Source organism: Streptomyces sp. LS1784 (assembly GCF_020103755.1).
Lineage (GTDB): Bacteria > Actinomycetota > Actinomycetes > Streptomycetales > Streptomycetaceae > Kitasatospora.
Map to the genome: position 1 here is coordinate 1 of NZ_JAHSQD010000096.1, position 21,453 is coordinate 21,453.

At 70.6% G+C, this 21,453-nt stretch carries 15 protein-coding genes and 2 pseudogenes; 8 read left to right on the forward strand and 9 right to left on the reverse strand.

What is annotated here, in order from left to right:
* The 5 genes and pseudogenes from KS423_RS14240 to KS423_RS14260 form a co-directional block, all read left to right on the forward strand.
* Nucleotides 1–260 (forward strand): annotated as a pseudogene (locus KS423_RS14240) (NmrA family transcriptional regulator); the annotation flags it as partial.
* An 85-nt stretch (nt 261–345) separates the two neighbouring features.
* Nucleotides 346–993, forward strand: a complete 648-nt coding sequence (locus KS423_RS14245) for a hemerythrin domain-containing protein (protein ID WP_224279066.1) — start codon at nt 346–348, stop codon at nt 991–993.
* Between the two features lie 216 nt (nt 994–1,209).
* Nucleotides 1,210–1,803 (forward strand): DUF1772 domain-containing protein, encoded by a 594-nt coding sequence (locus KS423_RS14250; RefSeq protein ID WP_224279069.1) that lies wholly within the window; start codon nt 1,210–1,212, stop codon nt 1,801–1,803.
* 297 nt (nt 1,804–2,100) lie between these two features.
* Complete coding sequence (locus KS423_RS14255; RefSeq protein ID WP_224279071.1) at nt 2,101–2,460, forward strand: hypothetical protein; 360 nt, start codon at nt 2,101–2,103, stop codon at nt 2,458–2,460.
* A 299-nt stretch (nt 2,461–2,759) separates the two neighbouring features.
* A complete protein-coding gene (locus KS423_RS14260) occupies nt 2,760–5,159 on the forward strand; it encodes a lamin tail domain-containing protein (protein ID WP_224279073.1) in 2,400 nt (799 codons plus the stop codon).
* A 111-nt stretch (nt 5,160–5,270) separates the two neighbouring features.
* On the opposite strand, the gene KS423_RS14265 is transcribed toward KS423_RS14260, so the two are convergent.
* The 7 genes from KS423_RS14265 to KS423_RS14300 form a co-directional block, all read right to left on the reverse strand.
* Entirely contained in the window at nt 5,271–6,587 is a 1,317-nt protein-coding gene (locus tag KS423_RS14265; RefSeq protein ID WP_224279075.1) for a M64 family metallopeptidase, read from the reverse strand.
* A gap of 223 nt (nt 6,588–6,810) precedes the next feature.
* Nucleotides 6,811–7,311 carry an RICIN domain-containing protein gene (locus tag KS423_RS14270; RefSeq protein ID WP_224279077.1) on the reverse strand — a complete coding sequence of 167 codons (501 nt, stop codon included), beginning with the start codon at nt 7,309–7,311 and terminating at the stop codon, nt 6,811–6,813.
* A 255-nt stretch (nt 7,312–7,566) separates the two neighbouring features.
* Nucleotides 7,567–8,208, reverse strand: a complete 642-nt coding sequence (locus KS423_RS14275) for a nucleotidyltransferase domain-containing protein (protein ID WP_224279079.1) — start codon at nt 8,206–8,208, stop codon at nt 7,567–7,569.
* A gap of 266 nt (nt 8,209–8,474) precedes the next feature.
* Nucleotides 8,475–8,945, reverse strand: coding sequence for a hypothetical protein (locus KS423_RS14280; RefSeq protein WP_224279081.1), 471 nt, complete (start codon nt 8,943–8,945; stop codon nt 8,475–8,477).
* 42 nt (nt 8,946–8,987) lie between these two features.
* Nucleotides 8,988–10,466, reverse strand: coding sequence for an FAD-binding protein (locus KS423_RS14285; RefSeq protein ID WP_263454844.1), 1,479 nt, complete (start codon nt 10,464–10,466; stop codon nt 8,988–8,990).
* 2,459 nt (nt 10,467–12,925) lie between these two features.
* Nucleotides 12,926–14,638, reverse strand: a complete 1,713-nt coding sequence (locus KS423_RS14290; protein ID WP_263454845.1) for an NAD(P)/FAD-dependent oxidoreductase — start codon at nt 14,636–14,638, stop codon at nt 12,926–12,928.
* Nucleotides 14,639–14,682: 44 nt separating this feature from the next.
* Complete coding sequence (locus KS423_RS14300) at nt 14,683–15,576, reverse strand: class I SAM-dependent methyltransferase (protein WP_224279083.1); 894 nt, start codon at nt 15,574–15,576, stop codon at nt 14,683–14,685.
* Between the two features lie 1,690 nt (nt 15,577–17,266).
* On the opposite strand from KS423_RS14300, the gene KS423_RS14305 reads away from it, so the two are divergent.
* Genes KS423_RS14305 through KS423_RS14315 form a run of 3 tightly spaced genes read left to right on the forward strand, consistent with a single transcriptional unit; the run spans nt 17,267 to nt 19,300 of the window.
* Nucleotides 17,267–17,527, forward strand: a complete 261-nt coding sequence (locus KS423_RS14305; RefSeq protein WP_224279085.1) for a hypothetical protein — start codon at nt 17,267–17,269, stop codon at nt 17,525–17,527.
* 34 nt (nt 17,528–17,561) lie between these two features.
* Nucleotides 17,562–18,548: a 3-oxoacyl-ACP synthase III family protein gene (locus tag KS423_RS14310; protein ID WP_224279094.1), complete on the forward strand. Its 987-nt coding sequence runs from the start codon at nt 17,562–17,564 to the stop codon at nt 18,546–18,548.
* Nucleotides 18,545–19,300, forward strand: a complete 756-nt coding sequence (locus KS423_RS14315; RefSeq protein ID WP_224279096.1) for an SDR family NAD(P)-dependent oxidoreductase — start codon at nt 18,545–18,547, stop codon at nt 19,298–19,300. Before KS423_RS14310 ends, KS423_RS14315 begins: the two co-directional genes overlap by 4 nt.
* 1,150 nt (nt 19,301–20,450) lie before the next feature.
* Here KS423_RS14315 and tpx read toward each other — a convergent pair.
* Both tpx and KS423_RS14325 read right to left on the reverse strand, forming a co-directional pair.
* The gene (tpx, locus tag KS423_RS14320; RefSeq protein ID WP_224279098.1) at nt 20,451–20,951 is read right to left on the reverse strand and encodes a thiol peroxidase; all 501 of its coding nucleotides are present in this window, start codon (nt 20,949–20,951) and stop codon (nt 20,451–20,453) included.
* Nucleotides 20,952–21,261: 310 nt separating this feature from the next.
* Nucleotides 21,262–21,453 (reverse strand): annotated as a pseudogene (locus KS423_RS14325) (hypothetical protein); the annotation flags it as partial.

Sequence of the window (21,453 nt, forward strand, 5' to 3'; positions counted from 1 at the left end):
TGTCGTTCGCGGACGTGGCGGTGGAGCTGTCGGCGGCGGTGGGGCGTGAGGTGCGGTTCGAGGCGGTCTCGCAGGAGGCGTACCGGGAGGTGTTGGAGGCGGCGGGGCTGCCGGCGGACTTCGCGGAGCTGTTCTCGATGATCCTGGACGGTCGCAACGCGTCGCTGGGCGACGGTGTGCGGCGGGCGCTGGGCCGTGAGCCGAGGGACTTCGCCGACTACGCCCGCGAGGCCGCCGCCTCGGGCGTGTGGAACGCGTGAGCCGACCCGTCCCGGGCGGCTCGGACCGGCCGCCCCTGCGGGCGGGCGTTGGTTGAGAATCCGAACGGACTCTGGAGGTCTGGTCATGACGGACGGCACGACGCTCTGGTCGACGGAGCAAGGGCTCCGCGCGCTGCCCGAGCAGCTCAAGGGCTTCGGCCTGATGCACGTCGCGATGCGCCGGGACGCGGCACGGCTGACCGCCGCGGCGCGCCGCGGCGCGGCGGGCTCCTCCGCGGCGCTTGCGGAGTGGTTCGGGCGGCTGCGCGCGGTGATCGACTGGCACCACCACAGCGAGGACGAGATCCTCTGGCCGTACCTGCGTGGCCGGGTGGCGGGCTTCGACGGCAGCGGGGTACTGGAGGAGGACCACGAGGCACTGGACGCCTCGATGCGCCGGGTGGCCGGGGTGCTCGGCTCCGGCCTGCGCGCCGAACTGCCGGAGGCGGCCGAGGCGTTCGAGAGCCTGGTGCGCGAGCACCTGCGGCACGAGGAGCCGGTGGTCTTCCCGGCGCTGGCCGGCCTGCCGGTGGACGAGTACCTGCGGGTCGAGCGCCGGATCATCGGGAGCGCACCGACCCAGGTGATGACCTATCTCCAGCCCTGGATGTTCGACGGCGCGGACGCGGCCTCGGTCCGGGCGGTCTCGGCGACCATCCCGGCTCCGGTGCGGCTGCTCGGCCGGACGGTCCTGGACCGGCGGTACCGGCGCGGCCTGGCCGCGGTGCTCTGAGCCGCCGGCCCCGGTCCCGGGGCCGGCCGGGCATCGGCAACCCCGGCCGATCCGTTCGGGCGCGGCACGACGAGGTGCGGCAAGTGCTCGCCCGGGGGCCGGGGTTCCGGTTGTCGCGGTTCTGTTGCGCGGCTCGCCGCACGGTGGGCGGTGTCGAGTGTTCCACGTTCGTCGGCGCCGCACTCAGCGGGGCCGGAAGAGTGAGAGGGTCCTGAGATGCGTTCGGATCAGACCGCGGTTCCGCTGTCGTACACGACGCCGTCGGCCATCGGGGGCGTGGGGGTGGGGAGTTCGGTGCAGGCCGTCGGACAGAGCAAGGCTGCGGGGCCGCTGCTGGTGGGTGCCACCGTCGCGATGGGCCTGATGGCGGGGCTGTTCTTCGCCTTCGACGTGTCGGTCATGCCGGGCCTGGCGGCCGGGGACGACCGTACCTATGTGACGGCGATGCAGCACATCAACAAGTCGATCGAGAACGGGCTGTTCGGCCTGGTCTTCGTCGGTGCCTTCGCGGCTACCGGCCTGGCGGCCTGGCTGCTGCACAAGGCGGGCCGGCGCCAGGCGGCGCTGTGGGCGGCCGCGGCGACGGTGTTGTACGTGGTGGCGCTGATCGTCACCATGGGCGTCAACATCCCGCTGAACAACGAGCTGGCGGCGGCCGGCGATCCGTCGCAGATCCACGACTTCGCCGCCGTTCGGGCCAGGTTCGCGGACAGCTGGGTGCCGGTGAACATGCTCCGCACCGCGCTCTGCACGGGTGGTCTGCTCGCGCTGACCCGCTCCCTGGTGCTGCACGGCCGCGCCGGCCGCTGAGCCACGACCCTCCCGCCCACCGCTGCTGTGCCCGTCCGCCTCGTGCGGGCGGGCACACACGTGTTCCGGGGCCGTGCGCCCACCCCTGCCGTCCGGCAGGTCGGGCGGTTCGGTGCGCCGCGGCGTGCGCCGGTGCGCCGGGTCGGTGCGTTCGGCCAATTCAGTTGGTGAGACACCGAGTTGGCGAACCGGATGGTTGTGGTGGAGCATAGGCCGGGTCCGGTCTGTTGCGGTGTGCTTGCGCCGCGGCCGAGACGCCGTACAGCTGCTGGGGAGGAGGCGGTTCCGGTGACTCCGGTGGAACGTCCGTTTCTGGTTCGGGGGAAGGCGGTACCCCTGGCCAGATACCTGGCGGAGGAGGACATCGAGGGCCTGGTGGCCTGCTCGTGCATCGGGAACGAAGTCAGCATCGACCTCGCGGACACCAGGATCCTGGTGAGCCTGGTCGACGTCGCCGACGTGGTGCGGCTGAACTTCGACATGGTCCAGGACGGCCCGGCCAAGCCCCGCTCCTGGTCGCGCCGTCTGCCGGCCGGCACCGGTCCGCGTGAGATCGCGTCCCGGATAGCGCTGGACGTGCGGACCCTGGAACGCGAACTGGCTCCGCTGCGCCGGCGCCCGCCCCGGGCGGCGCCGGTGCGGCACCGTCCGGGCTGAGACCCGGTGGGCGACGCGGACCGGCCCGGGTCCGACAGCGGGGGCGCTGCCGGACCCGGGCCCTCTGGTGTCCCGGTCGGGCCGGCGACCCTGCGGGGAGCGGGCGTTGTCATCCAGCCACCCGGAATTCGGCCTCCCACTTGTCGCGCGTAGAAACGTTCTTCCGCCGTACGTCTGGCCGTTGCCCGGTACGGGCGGTAGGGATCTGGTGGCGCTGCTACAACCTCAGCGCCGAACCTTTCCCATCCGTGGTCACACCGCCGGGCCACGAGCCCGGTCGGTGGTCAGGAGGAAGCCTCATGGAGAGCACCCCGAATCCCCGGATCACCCCGAGAACGCCGCGAGTCCGGCGCCGAACACTGGCGGCGGCCTCGGCCGCGGCCGTGGTGGCGGCGCTGGTGGCGCTGCCCGGCGGCGTGGCTCAGGCGGTGTCGCCCGACATCGTGATCAGCCAGGTGTACGGCGGTGGCGGTAATTCCGGTTCCCCGTACACCAACGACTTCGTCGAGCTGTACAACCGCGGCACCACGTCGGTGTCCGTCACCGGCTGGACGGTGCAGTACGCCTCGGCCGGCGGTTCGAGCTGGTCGCGGACCACCCTCTCCGGGACGATCGCGCCCGGCCGCTACTTCCTCGTCCAGGAGGCCGCCGGGGCCGGTGCGGGCGCCGCCCTGCCGGCGGCGGACGCCACCGGCACGATCGCCATGTCCGCGACCTCCGGCAAGGTCGCCCTCGTCACCAACGGCACGGCGCTGACCTGCAGTTCGGGTTGTGCGAGCCAGCCCGGAGTGAAAGACCTCGTCGGCTACGGCAGCAGCGCAGGCTCCGCCGAGGGCTCGCCGACCGCCAACCTGTCGAACACCACGGCCGCCCTGCGCGCGGGCGGCGGCGCCACCGACACCGACAACAACGCGGCGGACTTCGCGATCGGCGCGCCCAGGCCGCGCAACTCCTCCTCGACCGGCGGGGGCGGGAACCCCGGCGGCACCCGCATCCACGACATCCAGGGCGCCGCCCGCACCTCCCCGCTGGCCGGCAGTGCGGTCAGCGCCGTGCCCGGCGTGGTGACGGCCGTCGGCCCCAACGGCTTCTGGTACCAGGACCCACAGCCCGACAACGACCCCGCCACCAGCGAGGGCATCTACGTCTACACCGCCGGCGCGCCCTCGGTCGCGGTCGGCGACTCGGTCACGGTGAGCGCCACCGTCAGCCAGTTCCGCCCGGGCGGCACCGGCGGCACCACCAACCTGTCGATCACCGAACTGACCGCGCCCACCGTCACGGTGGTCGCCCACGACGTGCCGCTGCCCGCCGCCACCCTGGTCGGCCAGGGCGGACGGATACCCCCGTCCGCGGTCATCTCCAGCGTCACCTCCGGTGACGTCGAGACAGCCGGGAACTTCCAGCCCTCCACCGACGGCCTGGACTTCTGGGAGTCCCTGGAGGGCATGCGGGTCGAGATCGACAACGCGGCCGTGGTCGGCCCGACCAACAAGTACGGCGAGGTCCCCGTCGTTCCGCAGGGCAGCACCACCCGCACCAACCGGGGCGGCATCCTGCTGCAGGCGAACGACGGCAACCCGGAGCGGGTCGTCCTCGGGAAGGCGCTCGCGCCCACCCCGACCGCCAACGTCGGCGACACCCTGACCGGCGCCACTGTCGGCGTGCTCGACTACGCCTTCGGCAACTTCACCCTCCAGGTCACGGCGACCCCGACGGTCACCTCCGGCGGCACCGCCCCCGAGGTCACCGCCGCGCCGACGGCGGGCCAGCTCGCCGTGGCCACCTTCAACGTGGAGAACCTCGCCCCGTCCGACCCGCAGAGCAAGTTCGACGGCCTCGCGGCGGGCATCGTCACCAACCTGCGCTCGCCCGACCTGGTCGCCCTGGAGGAGATACAGGACAACAGCGGTGCCACCGACGACGGCACCGTGAGTGCGACCCAGACCCTGGCCAAGCTCACCGCGGCCATCACCGCGGCCGGCGGCCCCTCCTACTCCTACCGCGCGATCGACCCGGTGGACGGCCAGGACGGCGGGCAGCCCGGCGGCAACATCCGCCAGGTGTTCCTGTTCCGCACCGACCGCGGCCTCTCCTTCACCGACCGCCCCGGCGCCGGATCCACCACCGCCGACTCCGTGGTGAACGCGGGCGGCACGCCGCAGCTGGCCTACTCCCCGGGGCGGATCGATCCGACCAACGCGGCGTTCAACTCCAGCCGCAAGCCGCTGGCCGGTGAGTTCCGCTGGAACGGCAAGCCGGTCTTCGTGATCGCCAACCACTTCAACTCCAAGGGCGGCGACCAGCCCCTCTTCGGCCGCTACCAGCAGCCGACACACCCCTCGGAGAGCCAGCGCCACGACCAGGCGGCCGTGGTGAAGGGCTTCACCGACAAGATCCTGGCCGTGGACCCGAACGCCTCGGTCATCGTGCTCGGCGACCTCAACGACTTCGAGTTCTCCCAGACCGCCGACATCCTCACCGCGGGCGGCTCGCTCACCGACCTGCCGCGCACCCTGCCGCTGCCCGAGCGCTACACCTACGTGTACGAGGGCAACTCGCAGGTGCTCGACCACATCCTGATCTCCGGCTCGCTGGCGGCCACGTCGTACAGCTACGACATCGTGCACATCAACAGCGAGTTCAGCACGCAGCTCAGCGACCACGACCCGCAGGTGGTGCGCATCCCGCTGCCGTAACGGGCCCGGCTCACGGTGCCGGTCGCCCCAGCTCGTGGGGAGACCGGCACCGGTCGTTCCGTCAGCGGAGGTCCGCCGGGGCGATGGCCTGTGCGTGAACCACCCTGCGGGTCAGTGCGCCTGGCGCGTCACCTGCCAGGACAGGCTCGCGGTCAGCTTCGTGCGCAGTGCCGGGTCCGCGACGGCCGGGGTGGGGTCGGTGGCGACCGCGCTGAGCAGGTGCGGTCGGGAGTGCGGCCCGGTCAGCTTGAGCTCGGCCAGGTCCAGTGCCGTGCGGCCGGCCAGCCGGGGTAGCTCCCGGCCGTCCAGGTACCAGCGCAGCCGGGTGCCGGGCACCGGCAGGTCGACGGTGAGGCGGTCGGCGGTGGTGAGCCGGCTGCCTCCGGGGGTGGGGCTGGTGAGCGGGGTGGCGTGGCGGTAGAAGCCCGCGATCATCGCCTCGCGTCCGGGCAGGTTGAACTCGCGTCCGAGTGAGCGCATGATCGAGTTCTCGGTCGGACGGTAGAGCCCGGCCGGGTAGTAGCCGCCGCCCTCGTAGGTGCCGACCGTGCCGCCGTCCGGTGAGGTCTGGCCCAGCCACCGCGACCACTTGGCGCCCTGCCGGCGCATCCGGTCGGCGGTCAGGGTGCTGATGTTGGCCTCGGCGGGTTCGTCGCCCTGGTACGTCCCCTGGCCGTCGTACGCGTACTCGTCGGCCAGCTTGCCCAGCGAGTGCCCGGTCTCGTGCACCGCGATCTGCCCGGACTTCGCATTGCCGCCCGCCACGGTGGCGATCCCCTCGTAGCCGACCGGGGACTTGACGTCGTTGTAGCCCGCGCCGCCGTACTTCGCGCTGTTGGCGACCACGAGCACCAGGTCCGCCTGCGGGGCCTTCGCCGCGTAGGTCTCGACCGCCTTCTCGTCCACGCAGAGCAGCCGCTCCACGCCGTCGCACCAGAAGTACGAACCCAGAGCGGTGTGTCGCACCGTCGCCTGGTCCGGGTCCCCGGTCACCCCCGACTCGGGCGAAACCGCGGACACCGCCCAGACGTTGAACAGCCCGCGGTAGGTGGCGTACGGCTCCACGGAGGTGAGCTCGCGCCACTTCTGGGTCGCGTCCGCACGGAACTTCTCCTGCTCCTGCGCGGTGTACCCGTCTCCGATCACCACCACGTCCAGCTTGGCGGCCGGCTCCCCGTTGTGGACCAGCGCCGTCACTTCGCCGTCGCCCTGCACCGGCGCCACGCCCTGGGGTCGGCCGGCGAGGTAGGGGGAGACGGTCGGGGCCTGGGCGCGGGAGATGCCGCCGTCCTCGGCGAACACCTCCACCTGGCGTGTCGGCGGCGCGCCGTCCGCGGGGCGGCTCCAGGCCGGTGCGGCTCCGAGCGCGGTACCGGCGAGTACGGCGGCGAGCAGGGCGGTGGTGGTCCTGGCGGTGATGCGGTGCACGGGCGTCCTCCTGGGGGAACGGTCTGCGGCCTGCCCCGTTGTGGCGTCGGGGACCTGACAATCTAGCTCTGGCCTGGCTCGCCGGTCGAGTGGTGGGGGCGCCCGCGCACGTCCACTGCGGTGGTTCCAGACGAACAGGGACTCGTGAGGAGGTGTTTGCCCAAGAGCTCTTCCGCCCCGCCGGGTCTGGACCCGGCGGGGCGGAAGGCTCACTCCTTGCGGCTCAGGAGGGGGACACGTGCCACAGCTGTCGCGGGTTGTCGTCGCGGAACGCCTTCACCACGGGCTGCGAGTTGCGTACGGCCTCGATGGCGAAGTCCTGGTCCGCCTCCTCGACGAGGACCCACTGGTCACCGACCCGCTCACCCCGCCAGTTCTGGGTCGGGACGTGGGGGTTGCACGGAACCACCCGGATCGCGTCGCCAGGGTTCAGCGGCGCCTGGAGGCAGTTGCCCCTCCTCGCCACGCTCTCGATCAGGTACCCCGTGCGGTTGGGCCGAACGATCCAGTCCTGGAAGGCCGTACCGTTGGGCTCCCACGTGATGGCGACCGGGGCCCCGGAGCCGTTGGCGTCCAGCGCCCCACCCGTGGCCTCGTTGAAGAAGCGCACGTTCTGGCTCACCTGACGGACCTCGCCGGCCGAGGCGGGGGCCGCGGCCGTCACGGCGCCGGTGACGGCCAGGACGGCGACGGTGGCAGTCGCGGCTTTCTTGATGCTGAGCAAGGATCTCTCCTTCTGAGGTGATTCCTCGAACTCTCGTGACCGTTCGCTCGGCCACGACGGCGAGGCAACCACTCACACCGAACCGCCCGCAACAAAAAGTAATCCGAGCAGAGTCCACACACGAAGCCGATTACCTCGAATGACCTAATGTGAGGCCCCGAAGCCCACGCATCCGATGACCTACTGACGGACGCTCCAAGTACGAGGGCCTGTTCGAACCCGTGCGCGTCAGCCGGAATCCGAGGGAGGCGCGGGCTACAGGTCCGCGAGCCAAGGATGCCCCGGGTGCGCGCAGGCGAGTAGCTCGGCCAAGGTCTCGCGCTGAGTCAAGGTCATATGTGGGACGGTCGCGTCGAAGTCCGCTTGATCCTTTCGGCGGGCGTGCTTGGCCTTGAACAGCAGGACCAGTTCGGGCGCCAGATACGGGATGCCGTCCTGGGTGTGGTGGATGATGCCGCTGTAGGGAAGTCGGATCCTCTCATCGCGTCGGCAGATCCAGGTGTCGCCGTCGTGCGGTTCGCGGAACACGTCGAGCAGGTAGTTTCCAGTAGCCGGATCGCGCAGCCACGTCTGATGTACGGCGGCCAGCACCTCCGGGGTGGCGTCCTCCCAGATCCGCCCGCTGCCTGCCGCGTCGAGGACGTACCCGGGGAAGCGGCGGCGGACCTCGGGAAAACTCGCGGCCGGAACCGCGATCTCGATGTCCCCATGCGCGCGCGTCTGCCTGCCGCGGAACAGGTCCAGCGCCCAGCCCGCGGCCACGTACCAGGGGGTGCCGATCCCGGCCAACCGCTGCGCGACCTCACTCGGGGTCCAGCAGGATGACCACCTGGCGTGGAGGGCTTCGATCTCGTCGGGTGACAGCTCGATGCCGCCGCTGGGCAGTTGCTCGCTCACCGCAGGAATCTATCAGCGGACTCGAAGGCCCCTGGCCGTGGTCGATCTGGGAGACCGGCGGGACGCAGAGCCGAACACCGCTGGTGGTCACCCGAGGTCACCAGCCGGTTGGACTCCTCGGAGAACTGGCGGCATCCGTCTCCTGGTGAACGACTATTTTGCCCGCCGGCCGTCGGTTTCGGCGAACCTCAAGCAGATAGCGCGATGAGCCGGAAGCACACGATGTGCCCGGCTCATTCGCGTTGTTCGTCTTTCTTTGCAGCTTTCTATTGCTGGTTGTTGAGGTGGTGGTGGAGGTTGGTGAGGGCGTTTTGGGTGGCGGTGGTGTGTTTGGTGGTGAGGTTGGTGAGTTTGTTGAGGAGTTTGGCGAGGTGGTGGGGTGTGGTGGTGAAGGTGATGGTGAGTTGGGTTTGGGTGTTGTTGTTGTGGGGGGTGAGGGTGTAGGTGGTGGTGCCGTGGAAGTGGCCGGTGTGGGTTTGGGTGAGTTGGGTGTGGGGGGTGATGTGGGTGGTGGTGCTGGTGAAGTGGAGTTTGGGGCCGGGTTTGCCGATTCCGGTGGTGTGGATGGTGGTTGTGGTGGTGCCGTGTGGGTGGTGGGGGCCGGTGGGGCCGGGTTGGTGGGTGTTGTGGGGGTGCCACCAGGTGGTTTTGCCGTTGAGTTCGTTGATGAGGGCGTTCCAGACGGTGTGGGTGGGGTGGTTGAGGAGGGTTTGGTCGGTGTGGTGGATGGGGTGCATGGGGTCGCCTTTTGGTGGGTGGGGGTGGGGGGGGTTTGGGTGTTAGGGGAAAATGTTTTGGCCGGGGGTGAGGGTGTGGGTGGGGTCGTAGGTGTTTTTGGCGGTGGTGAGGGTGGTCCAGTGGGGGCCGTAGTGGTTTTGCCAGTCGGTTTGGGTCATGTTGGGGATGGCGCCGACGAGGTAGCGTTTTGCGCCGAGTTGGGTGGCGCGGTTGTAGAGGGTGCGGTTGCGGGTGAGGGCGGGGGTGGGGTTGGTGTTGGGGTGGGGGAAGGCGAGGAAGTCGAAGAGGTAGGTGATGGGTTCGTTTGGGGTGATGGCGAGGGGGTGGGTGAGTTTGTTGGTGTGGAAGGGGTAGCAGAGGAGGAGGCCGGCGCCGATGTCGTCGGGGGTGATGTGGGGGAGGGCTTCGGTGAGGAAGGTGGGGGTGGTGGAGGCGGGGAGGAAGAGGGAGAGCCAGGGTTTGGGGGCGTTCCAGTAGCCGAGGTTTTTGATGGTGTCGGCGAAGGTGTCGGCGCGGTAGGTGTAGTCGCGGTAGGTCTGGTCGGTGATGTCGGTGGTGGTGGGGTTGAGGCCGGTGAGGAGGGGGGTGGGGTCGGGGGGTGTGGTGCCGTTGTAGTGGGCGACGGCTTCGATTTTGTAGCGGGGGGGTTGGCCGGTGGGTTGGATGAGGATTTCGCCGACTTGGGAGGGGAAGCGGCCGTCGGCGAGGAGGGTTTGTTGGTCGGTGAGGAAGGTGTTCTGGTTGTCGTAGGTGAGGGTGAAGACGCGGGCGTTTTGGGGGGCGGGGATGAGTTTGACGGTGGCGCGGGTGATGATGCCGACTTGGCCGGCGCCGGCGAGGGCGGTGTGGAAGAGGTCGGGGTTGCGGGTGGGGGAGGCGGTGAGGATGCGGCCGGTGCCGGTGACGATTTCGATGGATTCGACGGTGTCGGCTTGGAGGCCGTGTTTGTGGACGGTGGAGCCGATGCCGCCGACGCTGATGGTGCCGCCGATGGACAGGTGGAGGTAGTCGGTGAGGCAGGGGGGTGTGAGGTTTTGGGTGAGGGCGGCTTCGGTGAGTTGGGCCCAGGTGACGCCGGCGTCGACGGTGGCGTTGGTGGGGGTGATGGTGTGGATGCGGTTGAGGGCGCGGGCGTTGATGCTGATGCCGCCGGCGACTCCGGCTTGGCCGTAGTTGGAGTGTGATTCGAGGTCGTTTCCGGTGCCGCTTTGGCCGTTCATGGCGACTTTGAGTTGGTTGCGGCGGGCGAAGTTGATGATGGTGGCGATGTCGGGGGCGCCGGCGGGGTTGAGGACGGCGTAGGGGGTGGTGGTGGTGAGGCGGCCGAAGTCCTGGGCGTAGGCGGTGCGGGTGGTGGTGTTGGTGGTGAGGGTGCCTTGGATGGGGGGGAGGGGGGTGATGCAGCCGGGGGGTGTGGGGGTGTTGGTGGTGGCCCAGGTGCGGGTGGTGGTGTTGAAGCCGATGACGGTGGCGGCGGCGCCGGTGAGCAGGGCGCGCCTGGACAGGGCGGGGCGGTTCATGCGGGGTGGTCTCCTGGTGGATGGTGTGGGTGGGGCGGTGGGTTGTCGGTAGGTCGTGGGCGAGGGGGGTGGGTGGGCCGGGTTGGTGTGGCCTGTCCGGTTCGGGGGGTTCGGGGGGTGGGTGCTGTGGGTGGGCGGTTCCTGGAGTCCGGTTTGTTTGGGGCTGGTTGTGGTGGGTGTCGGGTGGTTCCGGGCGGGTGGTGACGGTGCCGGTCTGGGTGGGCGGCACTGCGGGCTCTTGGTGGCGGCGCGGGTGGTGAGGGTGGTTTTCGGGGCTGCTGGGCCGGGTCGGCCGGCCGGTGCCCGGCCGGTGCCCGACCGGTGCCTGGGTGGTGTCCGGCCGGTGCCCGACCGGTGCCCGGGTGGTGTCCGGCCGGTGTCCGGGTTTCGGGGGTGGTGCCTGGGGTGGGCCGTGTCCGGGGCTCGTGTCGTGTCCGGGGCCTTCGGCGTGGTGCGTGGTGGGCGGTGGTTGTGGTTGGTGCGGTCCGGCAGTGCGGGGTGGCCGTTTTGGGTGGGCGGTTCCTGAAGTTCCTGTCGTGACGGGCTGGTTCGTGGTGGGTGTCGCGTGTTCGGTGGTCTTGTGGGGCCCGGTTGCGGGGCCTCGGTTTTCGGTCGGGGCCCTGGTGGTCGGGTGGCCGGTGGGTGGTGCCGGTGTTCGGTTGTGGTGGTGCGGGGGTCGGCTCCCTCGCCTGCCGGTCTTACCGGCCGTGCCGGTCCTCCTGCTTGCTGGTCCTTCCGGCCGCATCGGCCTTACCGGCTGTGCCGGTTGTGCTGGCGTGGGGCCGGCTCCTTGCCTGGCGGTTGTACCGGCCCGCCGGTCCTACCAGTTTTGCTGGCTGCACCGGCCGTCTGTCCGCTGGTCCTACCAGGCGTTCCGGCTGTACCTGAGGTAATGGCGCTACCGGTCGTGCTGGCGCGGAGCCGGTTGCCTTGCCTGTCGGCCTCACTGGTCGTACCGGCCCAATCGGCTCTACCGGCTGTCCCGGTCCTCCTGCGTGTCGCTCCTACCAGCCGCACCGGCCGTACTGGTCGTACTGGTCGTACCGATTGTGCTGGCGCGGGGTGGTGATGTTCGGGTGGCCCCCCGGTGTGTCAGGACGGGTTGGTGTTGCGGGGTCCTGGTGGTCGGGTGGCTGGTGGGTGGTGCCGGTGTTCGGTTGTGGTGGTGCGGGGGTCGGCTCCCTCGCCTGCCGGCCTGTCGTACCTGCTGTACCTGACGTACTGGTGGTGCCGGTTGTGCGGGTGTGGGAGCTGGTTGCCTTGCCTATCGGCCGCACTGGCCGTACCGGCCCAATCGGCTCTACCGGCCCAATCGGCTCTACCGGCTGTCCCGGTCCTCCTGGTTGTCGCTCCTACCAGCCGCACCAGCCGCACCGGCCGTACTGGTCGTACTGGTCGTACTGGTCGTGCCGATTGTGCTGGCGCGGGGTGGTGATGTTCGGGTGGCCCCCGGTGTGTCAGGACGGGTTGGTGTTGCGGGGTCCTGGTGGTCGGGTGGCTGGTGGGTGGTGCCGGTGTTCGGTTGTGGTGGTGCGGGGGTCGGCTCCCTCGCCTGCCGGCCTGTCGTACCTGCTGTACCTGACGTACTGGCGGTGCCGGTTGTGCGGGTGTGGGAGCCGGTTGCCTTGCCTATCGGCCGCACTGGCTGTCCCGGCTGTTCCGGTCCTAGTGGTCCTGCTGGTCTTGCCGGCTGTCCCGGTCCTCCTGCTTGCTGGTCGTACCGGCCGCATCGGCTTTACTGGCTGTGCCGGTTGTGCTGGCGCGGGGCCGGTTGCTTGCCTGGCAGTTGTACCGGCCCATCAGTTGTGTTGGTCCTACCAGTCCTGCCGGCTGGACCGACCATATTGGCCGCCGGTCCTGCTGGCCGCACCGTTCCTACCGGCCCGATCGGCTCCATCTGCCTGCCCTATCAGTCCTGTCGGCCGCGCTGGCCGCCGGTCCTACCGGCCGTGCCGGTCTTCCTTGGCCGTGTCGATCGCGCTGGCCGCACCGTTCCTACCGGCCCTGTCGGCCTGCGCTGTCAGTCCTGTCGGCCGCGCTGGCCGCCGGTCCTACCGGCCGTGCCGGTCTTCCTTGGCCGTGTCGATCGCGCTGGCCGCACCGTTCCTACCGGCCCTGTCGGCCTGCGCTGTCAGTCCTGCCGGCCGCGCTGGCCGCCGGGACTACCGGCCCTACCAGCCTTACCGGCCCCGTCTGCCGGCCGTACCGCTTCTGCGGTTCCTATCGGCCTGCCGTGTCAGTCCTGCCGACCGTACCGGCCTCGCCAGCTCTACCGGCTGCACTGCTTCTACCGGCCTCGCCAGCCCTACTGCTTCTACCGGCCGTACCGCTCCTGTCGGCCCCGTCTACCGGCCTCTGGTTGTGTTGGCCGTGTCGTGCCGTGCTGTGCTGTGTGTGGCGGTGGCGGTGGCGGTGGCGGTGGCGGTGGGGGTGGTGGGGTGGTGGCTGGGTGGGGGGTGTTAGGGGGTGGTGGTGTGGTTGGTGTGGGTGGCGGTTTGGTAGTTGGTGAGGTCGAAGGTGCGGGTTTGTTGGTGGAAGCGCCAGGTGTAGGTGGGCCAGATGGAGGGGTTGTTGCCTTTGGTGTCGGTGTACCAGCTGTGGCAGCCGCCGGTGTTCCAGACGGTGTTTTTGAGGCGGGTTTGGAGGGTGTGGTTGTAGGCGTTTTGGGCTTCGGGGTGGACGTCGAGGGTGGTGAGGTGGTGGGTGTGGAGGGTTTTGAGGGCGGCGAGGATGTAGGTGATCTGGGCTTCGATCATGACGGTTTGGGAGGAGTGGCCGAGGGTGGTGTTGGGGCCGAGGATCATGAAGAGGTTGGGGAAGCCGTGGATGGTGGTGCCGCGGTGGGCGGTCATGCCGTGGGTGTTCCAGGTGTCGGCGAGGGTGCGTCCGTTGCGGCCGTGGATGAGGCGGGCGATGGGGCGGTCGGTGGCGGTGAAGCCGGTGGCGAGGATGATGGTGTCGATGTCGCGTCGGGTGCCGTCGGCGGTGGTGATGTGGGTGGGGCCGATGTGGGTGATGGTGTCGGAGATGATGTCGACGTTGGGTTGTTGGATGGCGGGGTACCAGGTGTTGGAGAAGAGCAGGCGTTTGCAGCCGACGGTGTAGTCGGGGGTGAGGCGTTTGCGCAGGGTGGGGTCGGTGACGGATTTCTTGAGGTGGCCGGCGGCCATGTTCTTCATGCCGGTGGTGCGGGAGGGGCGGGACATGAAGAACGCGACGATTTCGCGGCCGTGTTTGTTGAAGGCGCGGCGGAAGCGCTGGTAGCCGGGTAGGTGGCGCAGCATCCAGGTGTGGCGGGGGGTGTTGGGTTTGTCGGGTTTGGCGGCGACCCAGGGGGGTGTGCGCTGGTAGAGGTCGAGGCGGGCGACGTCGGGTTGGATGGCGGGGACGAACTGGATGGCGGAGGCGCCGGTGCCGATGACGGCGATGTTGCGGCCGGTGAGGTCGTGGTCGTGGCGCCAGCGGGAGGAGTGGAAGACGGTGCCGGTGAAGGTGTCGAGGCCGGGCAGGTCGGGGATGGCGGGGTCGGAGAGGTAGCCGGTGCCGGTGACGAGGACCTGGGCGGTGTAGCGGCCGTGTTTGGTGCGGATGTCCCAGTGGTGGTGGGTGTCGTTCCAGGTGGCGTCGAGGAGTTCGTGGTCGTAGCGCAGGTGGGGGTCGACGCCGTAGCGGGTGGCGCAGTCTTTGAGGTAGGCGTGGACTTCGGCCTGGGTGGCGAAGGTGGATTTCCATTCGGGGTTGCGGGCGAAGGAGAAGGAGTAGAGGTGGGCCTGGACGTCGCAGGCGCAGCCGGGGTAGGTGTTGTCGCGCCAGGTGCCGCCGAGGTCGTGGGCGCGTTCGAAGACGAGGAAGTCGTTGATGCCGGCGCGCAGGAGGCCGATGGCGGTGCCGAGGCCGGAGATGCCGGCGCCGATGACGGCGACTTTGAGGTGGCGTACGGCGAGGTCGGCGGTGGGGTGGGTGGCGGTGCCGGTGCCGGTGCCCGCGGTGGTGCTGGTGCCGGTGCCTGCGGTGGTGCCTGCGGTGGTGGGGGTGCCCGCGGTGGTGGTGGGGGTGGGGGCCACCCCCGCCGCCGGGGTGGTGGCGGGGGCCGCTGCTGCGGCGGTGCCGGTGCCGGTGCCGGTGGTGGGGTGGCTGGTGGTGGTGCGGTTGGGGGCGGGGGTGGTGGTCATGGCGTCGGTGTCCTCTTCTGGGGTGTCCTCGGTGGGCCTGGGGGTCAGGCGCGGCGGGTGAGGGTGACGCGGAAGTTGTTGAAGATGTGGTCTTCGAGGGTGTAGGCGAAGATGTCGAGGTAGCGCTCGAAGCGGGCGACGGTGGTCTCGTCGGTCATGGTGACGGCTTCGTCGCGGCGGGCGGCCAGGAGCTGGAGCCAGGCGCGGCAGGCTCGGGCGAAGGATTCGGGTTCGTTGCGGATCTCGGTGACCTCGAAGAGGCCGTCGAGGCCGGCGGCGAGTTCGGGCAGGCGCGGGATGTGGCAGCCTTCGAACTCCTCGCGCTGGAGGAACTTGAGGTCGTCCAGGAGCTGGCGGCGCAGCGGGGGGTTCTCGACGGTCATGGTGTGCAGGACGAAGCGGGCGCCGGGCTTGAGCAGGGAGTGGACCTGCTTGAAGAAGACGCGGTAGCGCTGGGTGCGCTCCTTGGGGGTGAGGGAGGAGAGCACGAAGTGTTCGAGGGCGTTGATGCAGAACGCGGCGTCGTAGGGGGCCTGGCCGTCGGCGAGGCGGTGGTCTTCCCAGCTTTCGACGCGGGCTTCGATGGCGGGGTTGGCGAGGGCGTCGACGAAGTCGGCCTGGGTGCGGGAGAGGGTGACGCCGACGGCCTTCTTGACGCCGTGGACGGTGGTGAGGCGGTTGAGCATGGTGCCCCAGCCGCAGCCGATGTCCAGGACGGAGTCGGTGTGGGCGGCGCGGGCGAGGTCGGTGAAGGCGTCGAGCTTGCGTTCCTGGGCCTCGTCGAGGACGGCGACGAGGTCCTCGCCGTCCTCCCAGTAGCCGCCGGAGTACATCATGGTGGGGCCCAGGATGAGCCGGTAGAGCTCGTTGGGGACCTCGTAGTGGTGGCGGATGGCCTCGACGTCGGGGTTGATGGAGCGGGCTTCGACGGTGGTCATGGGATGGGGCCCCTCGGTTGACGGTTGTGGAATAGGTGGTCGGACGGGATGCGCGACGGCGGGTGGGCCGGGCCGTGGCGGGCGGCCTGGTGGCGCCGGGTGGGCCTGGCTGCCATGGCCTTCGGTGTGGTTGCCGTGCGACCGATCCGGTTGCCCGGTTGCCCGGTTGCCCGGTCGGGCTGTGTTGTTGTCCGGGTCCGGACCGGCGGGTGCCGGCCGGAGTGGGCGGCCCTGTCGGGCCGAGGCCTTGGTGCCTGCCGTGCCGGGTGGTTGGTGCTGCCCGGTGTGTGGCGGTGGTTCTTGTCGAGCTGGGCTGATTCCCCGGGTGGTTGGTGCTGCCGGGGGTGAACGGCCCTGGTGTGCGGTGTTCTTGGTGTCTGGCGGGCCCGGGCGGTGTGCCCGGTCGGCCGCCGTTGCCGGGTGGTTGGTGCTGCCCGGCGTGCGGTGGTTCTTGTCGAGCTGGGCTGATTCCCCGGGTGGTTGGTGCTGCCTGGGGTGAACGGCCCTGGTGTGCGGTGTTCTTGGTGTCTGGCGGGCCCGGGCGGTGTGCCCGGTCGGCCGCCGTTGCCGGGTGGTTGGTGCTGCCCGGCGTTTGGCGGTGGTTCTTGTGAACCTGCTTGCGGTGCCGGGTGGTTGGTGCTGCCTGGTGTGCGGTGGTTCTTGTCGGACGGGGTTGTTCTCCCGGGTGGTTGGTGCTGCCGGGGGGTGAATGGTCGGGCTGTTCGGTTTCTTGGCGTCCGGGTGGTGTCGGTGGTGCGTGCCGGGCGGTCCGCCGTGGCTGCTGTGGCGGCTGTGGAGCGGTGGTGGCCGGTTCCGCCCTGTGGGGGCGGTTGGTGCGGTGGTGCGGGCCCGGTTCGCGGCGGGTGCCGGCTGTCCGGACGGCCGCCGTACCGCAGCCGTGCCGCCGTACGGCGGTGCCGCGATCGTGCGGTTGTGCGGGTGTGGGTTGGGGTGGTGTGCGTGCGGGTGCGGTGTGTTGTGGGTCAGGTAAGCGTGTGTCTCGCAAGCGGTGCGCAAGGGGGGTGGGGGTGGGTGGGTTGCGGGCTGGTTGCATGGGGGCGGGTTTCATGCGGTTTCGGCAAGACACGTGGCTCCCATGGTCTGTCGTTGGGGGCGCTTCGGTTCCCGGGTGGTGTTGTTGGCTGTCCGGGGGTCGTGCCGCGTTGTTCCGTAAGGGGTCCGTTGTGCGGGCTCTCGTGCCGGTCTCGTGCGCCTTGCCCTGCCCGTCCTGCCCGTCCTGCTCGTCCTGCTCGTCCTGCTCGTCCTGTCCGTTCCGCTGGTCCTGTCTGTTCCGCTCGTCCTGTTTGTTCGTGTGCCGTGTGTGCCGGTCCGTTCGTTCGTTCCCTGGTGTGTCGGTGTGGTGTGTTGCCGGGGGCGGGGTGCGGTGGTGTCCGCTCGGGGCCCGGCCGGCGGGTGGGCGGGCGGGTGGGCGGGTGGCGGGTTCGGGGGGTGTGGTGTGGCTGGTGTGGTGGGGTGCGTGGTGCGGGTGTGCGGGTGCTTCGTTGCCGGGGTGCGGGGTGTTCTATGCCTCGTTTGGTTCCCGGGGCGCTGCGGAGCGTTCGTCCTGGCTTTGTCCGCCTGAGGGTGGTCGGGGTGTGGGGCGGGGTTCCGGGGGTGTCTTCCTGACCTGTTCTTTCGACGCGTTGATGGCGCCCACTTGAGAGGTGGGCGTGGAGAGGAACGATCACTGATGTCTCAGATCCCCACGATCGAGGACCTGGCCCAGCAGCTTCAGGCGGTTTCCGGTGCTCAGGAGATCGACGCGGACGCCGCGTTGCAGCACATCGCGGACGTGGACTCGTTGGACCTGATGGAGTGGCTGTACGGCTTCCAGAACCAGTACCCGCACATTCCGGCGGACGAGTCGCTGTTCGCGGACATCGACGACACCACGACGTTGCGTGTGGTCCACGAGCGGATCCTGGCGCTCGTGCCGGCTGCCGGTAACTGAGACCCCGGCCACCAGGGGAGAGAGGGGTCGGGTGGTGAGCGGTTTCGACGTCACCGGCTGGGGCATGTCGGTGCCCGAACGTGTGGTGACCAGTGCCGAGCTCGCGCAGCGGTTCGGTGTGGACGAGCACTGGATCGTCTCGCGGTGCGGGATCCGTGAGCGCAGGGCGGTGGGTGAGGGGCAGACCACGGCGTCGATGGCCGTGGAGGCCGGGCGCCGGGCCCTGGAACGCGCGGGCCTTTCGGGTGCGGACATCGCGCACCTGATCGTGGCGACGGCCACTCCGGAACAGCCCTCGCCGGCGACGTCGGCGTTCGTCCACGACGAGCTGAAGATCGCCGGCAGTGCGCACGACGTGAACTCCGAGTGTGCGGGGTTCGTGTATGCGCTGGTGACGGCGGCGGGTCTGCTGCACATGGATCCGCGTCCGATCCTGGTGATCGGCTCGGACACGCACACGCTGACCGCGAACCCCGCCGACCGGGACCTGTCGATCCTGGTGGGTGACGGTGCGGGTGCGGTGGTCCTGCAGCCGGGTGCGGTGAACCGTGTGAGGGCGTGGAACCTGGGTGCGGACGGCTCGTGCAAGAACAGTCTGAAGGTCCTGGCGGGCGGCTCGCGTATGCCGACCACCGCCGAGACGGTCGCCAAGGGCCTGCACTACGCGCAGATCAACGGCAACGAGATCTACCTGAACGCGGTGCGTTACACGGTGCGTACGATCCGCGAGACGCTGGAGCAGGCGAAGATCACGCCGGCGGAGGTGGACCATGTGGTGCCGCATCAGGCGAACATCCGGATCATCAACTCGGTGCTCTCGCACACGGGTATCCCTGCCGACCGGCTGGTGACGAACCTGGAGCGCTACGGCAACACGGCGTCGGGGTCGATCCCGATCGCGTTGGCGGAGGCACTGGACAGCGGGCGGATCAAGGACGGCGACACGGTGCTGCTGGCCGGGTTCGGTGCGGGTATGACGTGGGGTTCGGTCCTGCTGACGTGGGGAGGGGTGGCGCGGTGAGCGGCAAGGACGCCTTCGGTACCCGTCCGCAGTCTCCGGTGGCGCTGGTCACCGGTGCCTCCGGGGGGCTGGGCAGTGAGCTGGCGCTGGCGCTGGACGCGGCGGGCTGCCGGGTCGCGGTGCACTACAACAGTTCCCGTGAGGGCGCGGAGAAGGTCGCCGCGCAGCTGGTCAACGAGCATGTGCTGGTGACCGGTTCGGTCGCCGACTGGGACGCGGTCGGGGTGATGTACGAGCAGATCAAGGCCGCGCTGGGGCCGGTGGACGTGCTCGTCAACAACGGGGCGATCCGCAAGGACGCGCTGATGGCGATGCAGAACCCCGCCGAGTGGCGGCAGGTGATCGACACCAACCTGGTGGGTTCCTTCCACACCGCGCGGGCGTGCGTGCCGGCGATGCTGCGGGCGCGCTGGGGGCGGGTGGTGAACATCGTCTCGCCGTCGGCGCTGATCGCCACTGCCGGGCAGACCGCCTACTCCGCGTCGAAGGCGGGCCTGATCGGGCTGACCCGCACCCTCGCGGCGGAGTGCGGCCGGCGGGGGGTGACCGTCAACGCCCTGTCGCCCGGTTTCATGATCACCGGTATGACGGACACGCTGCCCGAGCACGTGGTGGCGGGCATGCGGGAGAAGGTCCCGGTGCCGCGGTTCGTCACCCCGCGGGAGGTCGCCCGCTCGATCACCCTGTTCCTCGACCAGGACTGCATGACCGGCCAGGTCATCAGCATCGACTCCGGCGCTTCCATCACCTGAGCGCCACCCCCGGCCACCCCGGCCCGCCCGGCCGGTCCACCGGATCCGGTCCGTCCTCCGGGTCCGGTCCGCCCGGTCCGTCCGGTCCGTCCTCCGGGCCCGGGTCCGTCCTCCGGGTCCGAGCCGCGGTCCGCAGGTCCCTTCGCGCCCCCTCGACGTGCCCGTCCCCGTGCCGGGCACGCCGAGGGGGCGCACCTGCGTCCTGCCCCCCCGGGGGCTGTGGCACCGCCTGCCGGGGTACGCGGCAGGGACCGGGGTCCGGGCCCTTCCACCGTCCCGCCGTTCCCGGGGCCGGGTCGTCCCGCCGGTGCGGGGTTCGGGGGCCGGGCCGTCCCACCGTCCCGCCGTTCCCGGGGCCGGGTCGTCCCGCCGGTGCGGGGTTCGGGGGCCGGGCCGTCCCACCGTCCCGCCGTTCCCGGGGCCGGGTCGTCCCGCCGGTGCGGGGTTCGGGGTCCGGGCTGTCGCGTCGGTGCGGGGCGGGCCTGGTGCCGGTCCCGGTGGGGGCTTGTGCCGGTCTTTCGGGTGCTGTGTGTCTCCGTGCTCTTGTCGGGTTTCGTGCGGCCACGGGGATGCCGCTGCCAGGCGAACCGGAGGATGTCGTGATCGACGAGCTCTGCCGGGACCTGCGGCTACCCGTCCTGTGCGAGCGGTTCGTCGAGGTGGCCGCCACCGCCCGTCGTGAGCGGCTCGCCTACGAGCTGTTCCTGTCGGTGCGCGCGGTGGTCTGGTGGCGTTCGGACGCCGGCCGGTTGTCGTGGTGGTTGCGGGTCGCGGTGGTTGTTCGCTGCATCCGGGGGCCTGTCGGCTGTTTCCGGAACGGGGCAGGCCGGTGCCGGTGGCCTCGCGCAGGCCGACCCGCGGCCGCGCGGCGCCCCCACGGCGCCGTTCGCGGCGCGGTTCGGTGCGGTGGCCGGTGGTGGGGTGCCGGTCACGGGGGGGCTCTTTGGGCCGGGTCCGTTCGCGATAGCAGGGAAGGCAGGGAAGGCAGGCAGACGGGGAGGCGGCAGGCGGGTGGGTGGGGGTGGGTGTGCGGCGGCCCGCCGCCGCGCTTCCCGTCCCCGCCTTCAGGGGGCGGGTCGGGGAGGACGCGGGGGCGGGCCGCCGCAGGGCAAACACAAGGGTGGCACCGGGAAGTCGGGTGCCGATCAGGTCAGTTGAGGGCGGCGAGCGCGGCCTCGTAGTTCGGCTCGTCGGCGATCTCCGCGACCAGCTCGGTGTGCAGGACGGTGTCGTTCTCGTCCAGGACGACGACCGCGCGGGCGGTCAGGCCGGCCAGCGGGCCGTCGGCGATCGCCACGCCGTACACGTCGTGGAAGTCCCGCCCGCGCAGGGTGGACAGGGTCTTGACGTTCTCCAGGCCCTCGGAGCCGCAGAACCGGGCCTGGGCGAACGGCAGGTCGGCCGACACGCACAGCACCACGGTGTTGTCCAGCGAAGCGGCCTTGGTGTTGAAGGTGCGCACCGAGGTCGCGCAGGTCGGGGTGTCGATGCTGGGGAAGATGTTCAGGACCTTGCGCTTGCCCGCGAAGTCCTTCAGCGACACGTCGGCGAGCCCCTCGCCGACCAGTGTGAACGCCGGTGCCTGGCTGCCGGCGGCCGGCAGCGTGCCACCGACCTGCACCGGGTTCCCCTTCAGCGTGACCTGAGCCATGAAAAGCCTCCTACCAGCGGTGTACGGGATGCAACGCCGCCGATCCTACTGCCCGCCCCCACCCCCGCCGCGGGGCAGCCGCCGAACCGGACACTCCGGGGGCGGGGCCCGGAGCGGACTTCGGGAGCGGGGCAGGGCCGCGGCGGGCGTGGGGGCGTGGGGGCGTGGCGGGTGCCGGGACGGCGGGCGGGGTGTGGCGGGTGGCCGGGGCGGGGGTGCCTCGGCCGGTGGGGTGGGCGTGGACGGGGTGGTGGAGAACGGCGGGCCGGGGGGCGGAGGGTGACGCCTCGCAGGCCGCGGCCGCCCTCCTTCAGGACCCGGCCGGGGCTTGCGGGCCGGTGGACGGGGTGGGGCAGTGGTGCCGGGTGGTCCCGTCGTGGGCGGGGCGCCCGTCGTCGGTGACCTGGAGCATTGCGCGGGCGGTCATGACGTGCCGGGAGGCGGTGTTGTGCAGGCCGGTGTCGCCGCGTACGAGGCGGGTGCCGGTGCTGCAGGCGCGGGC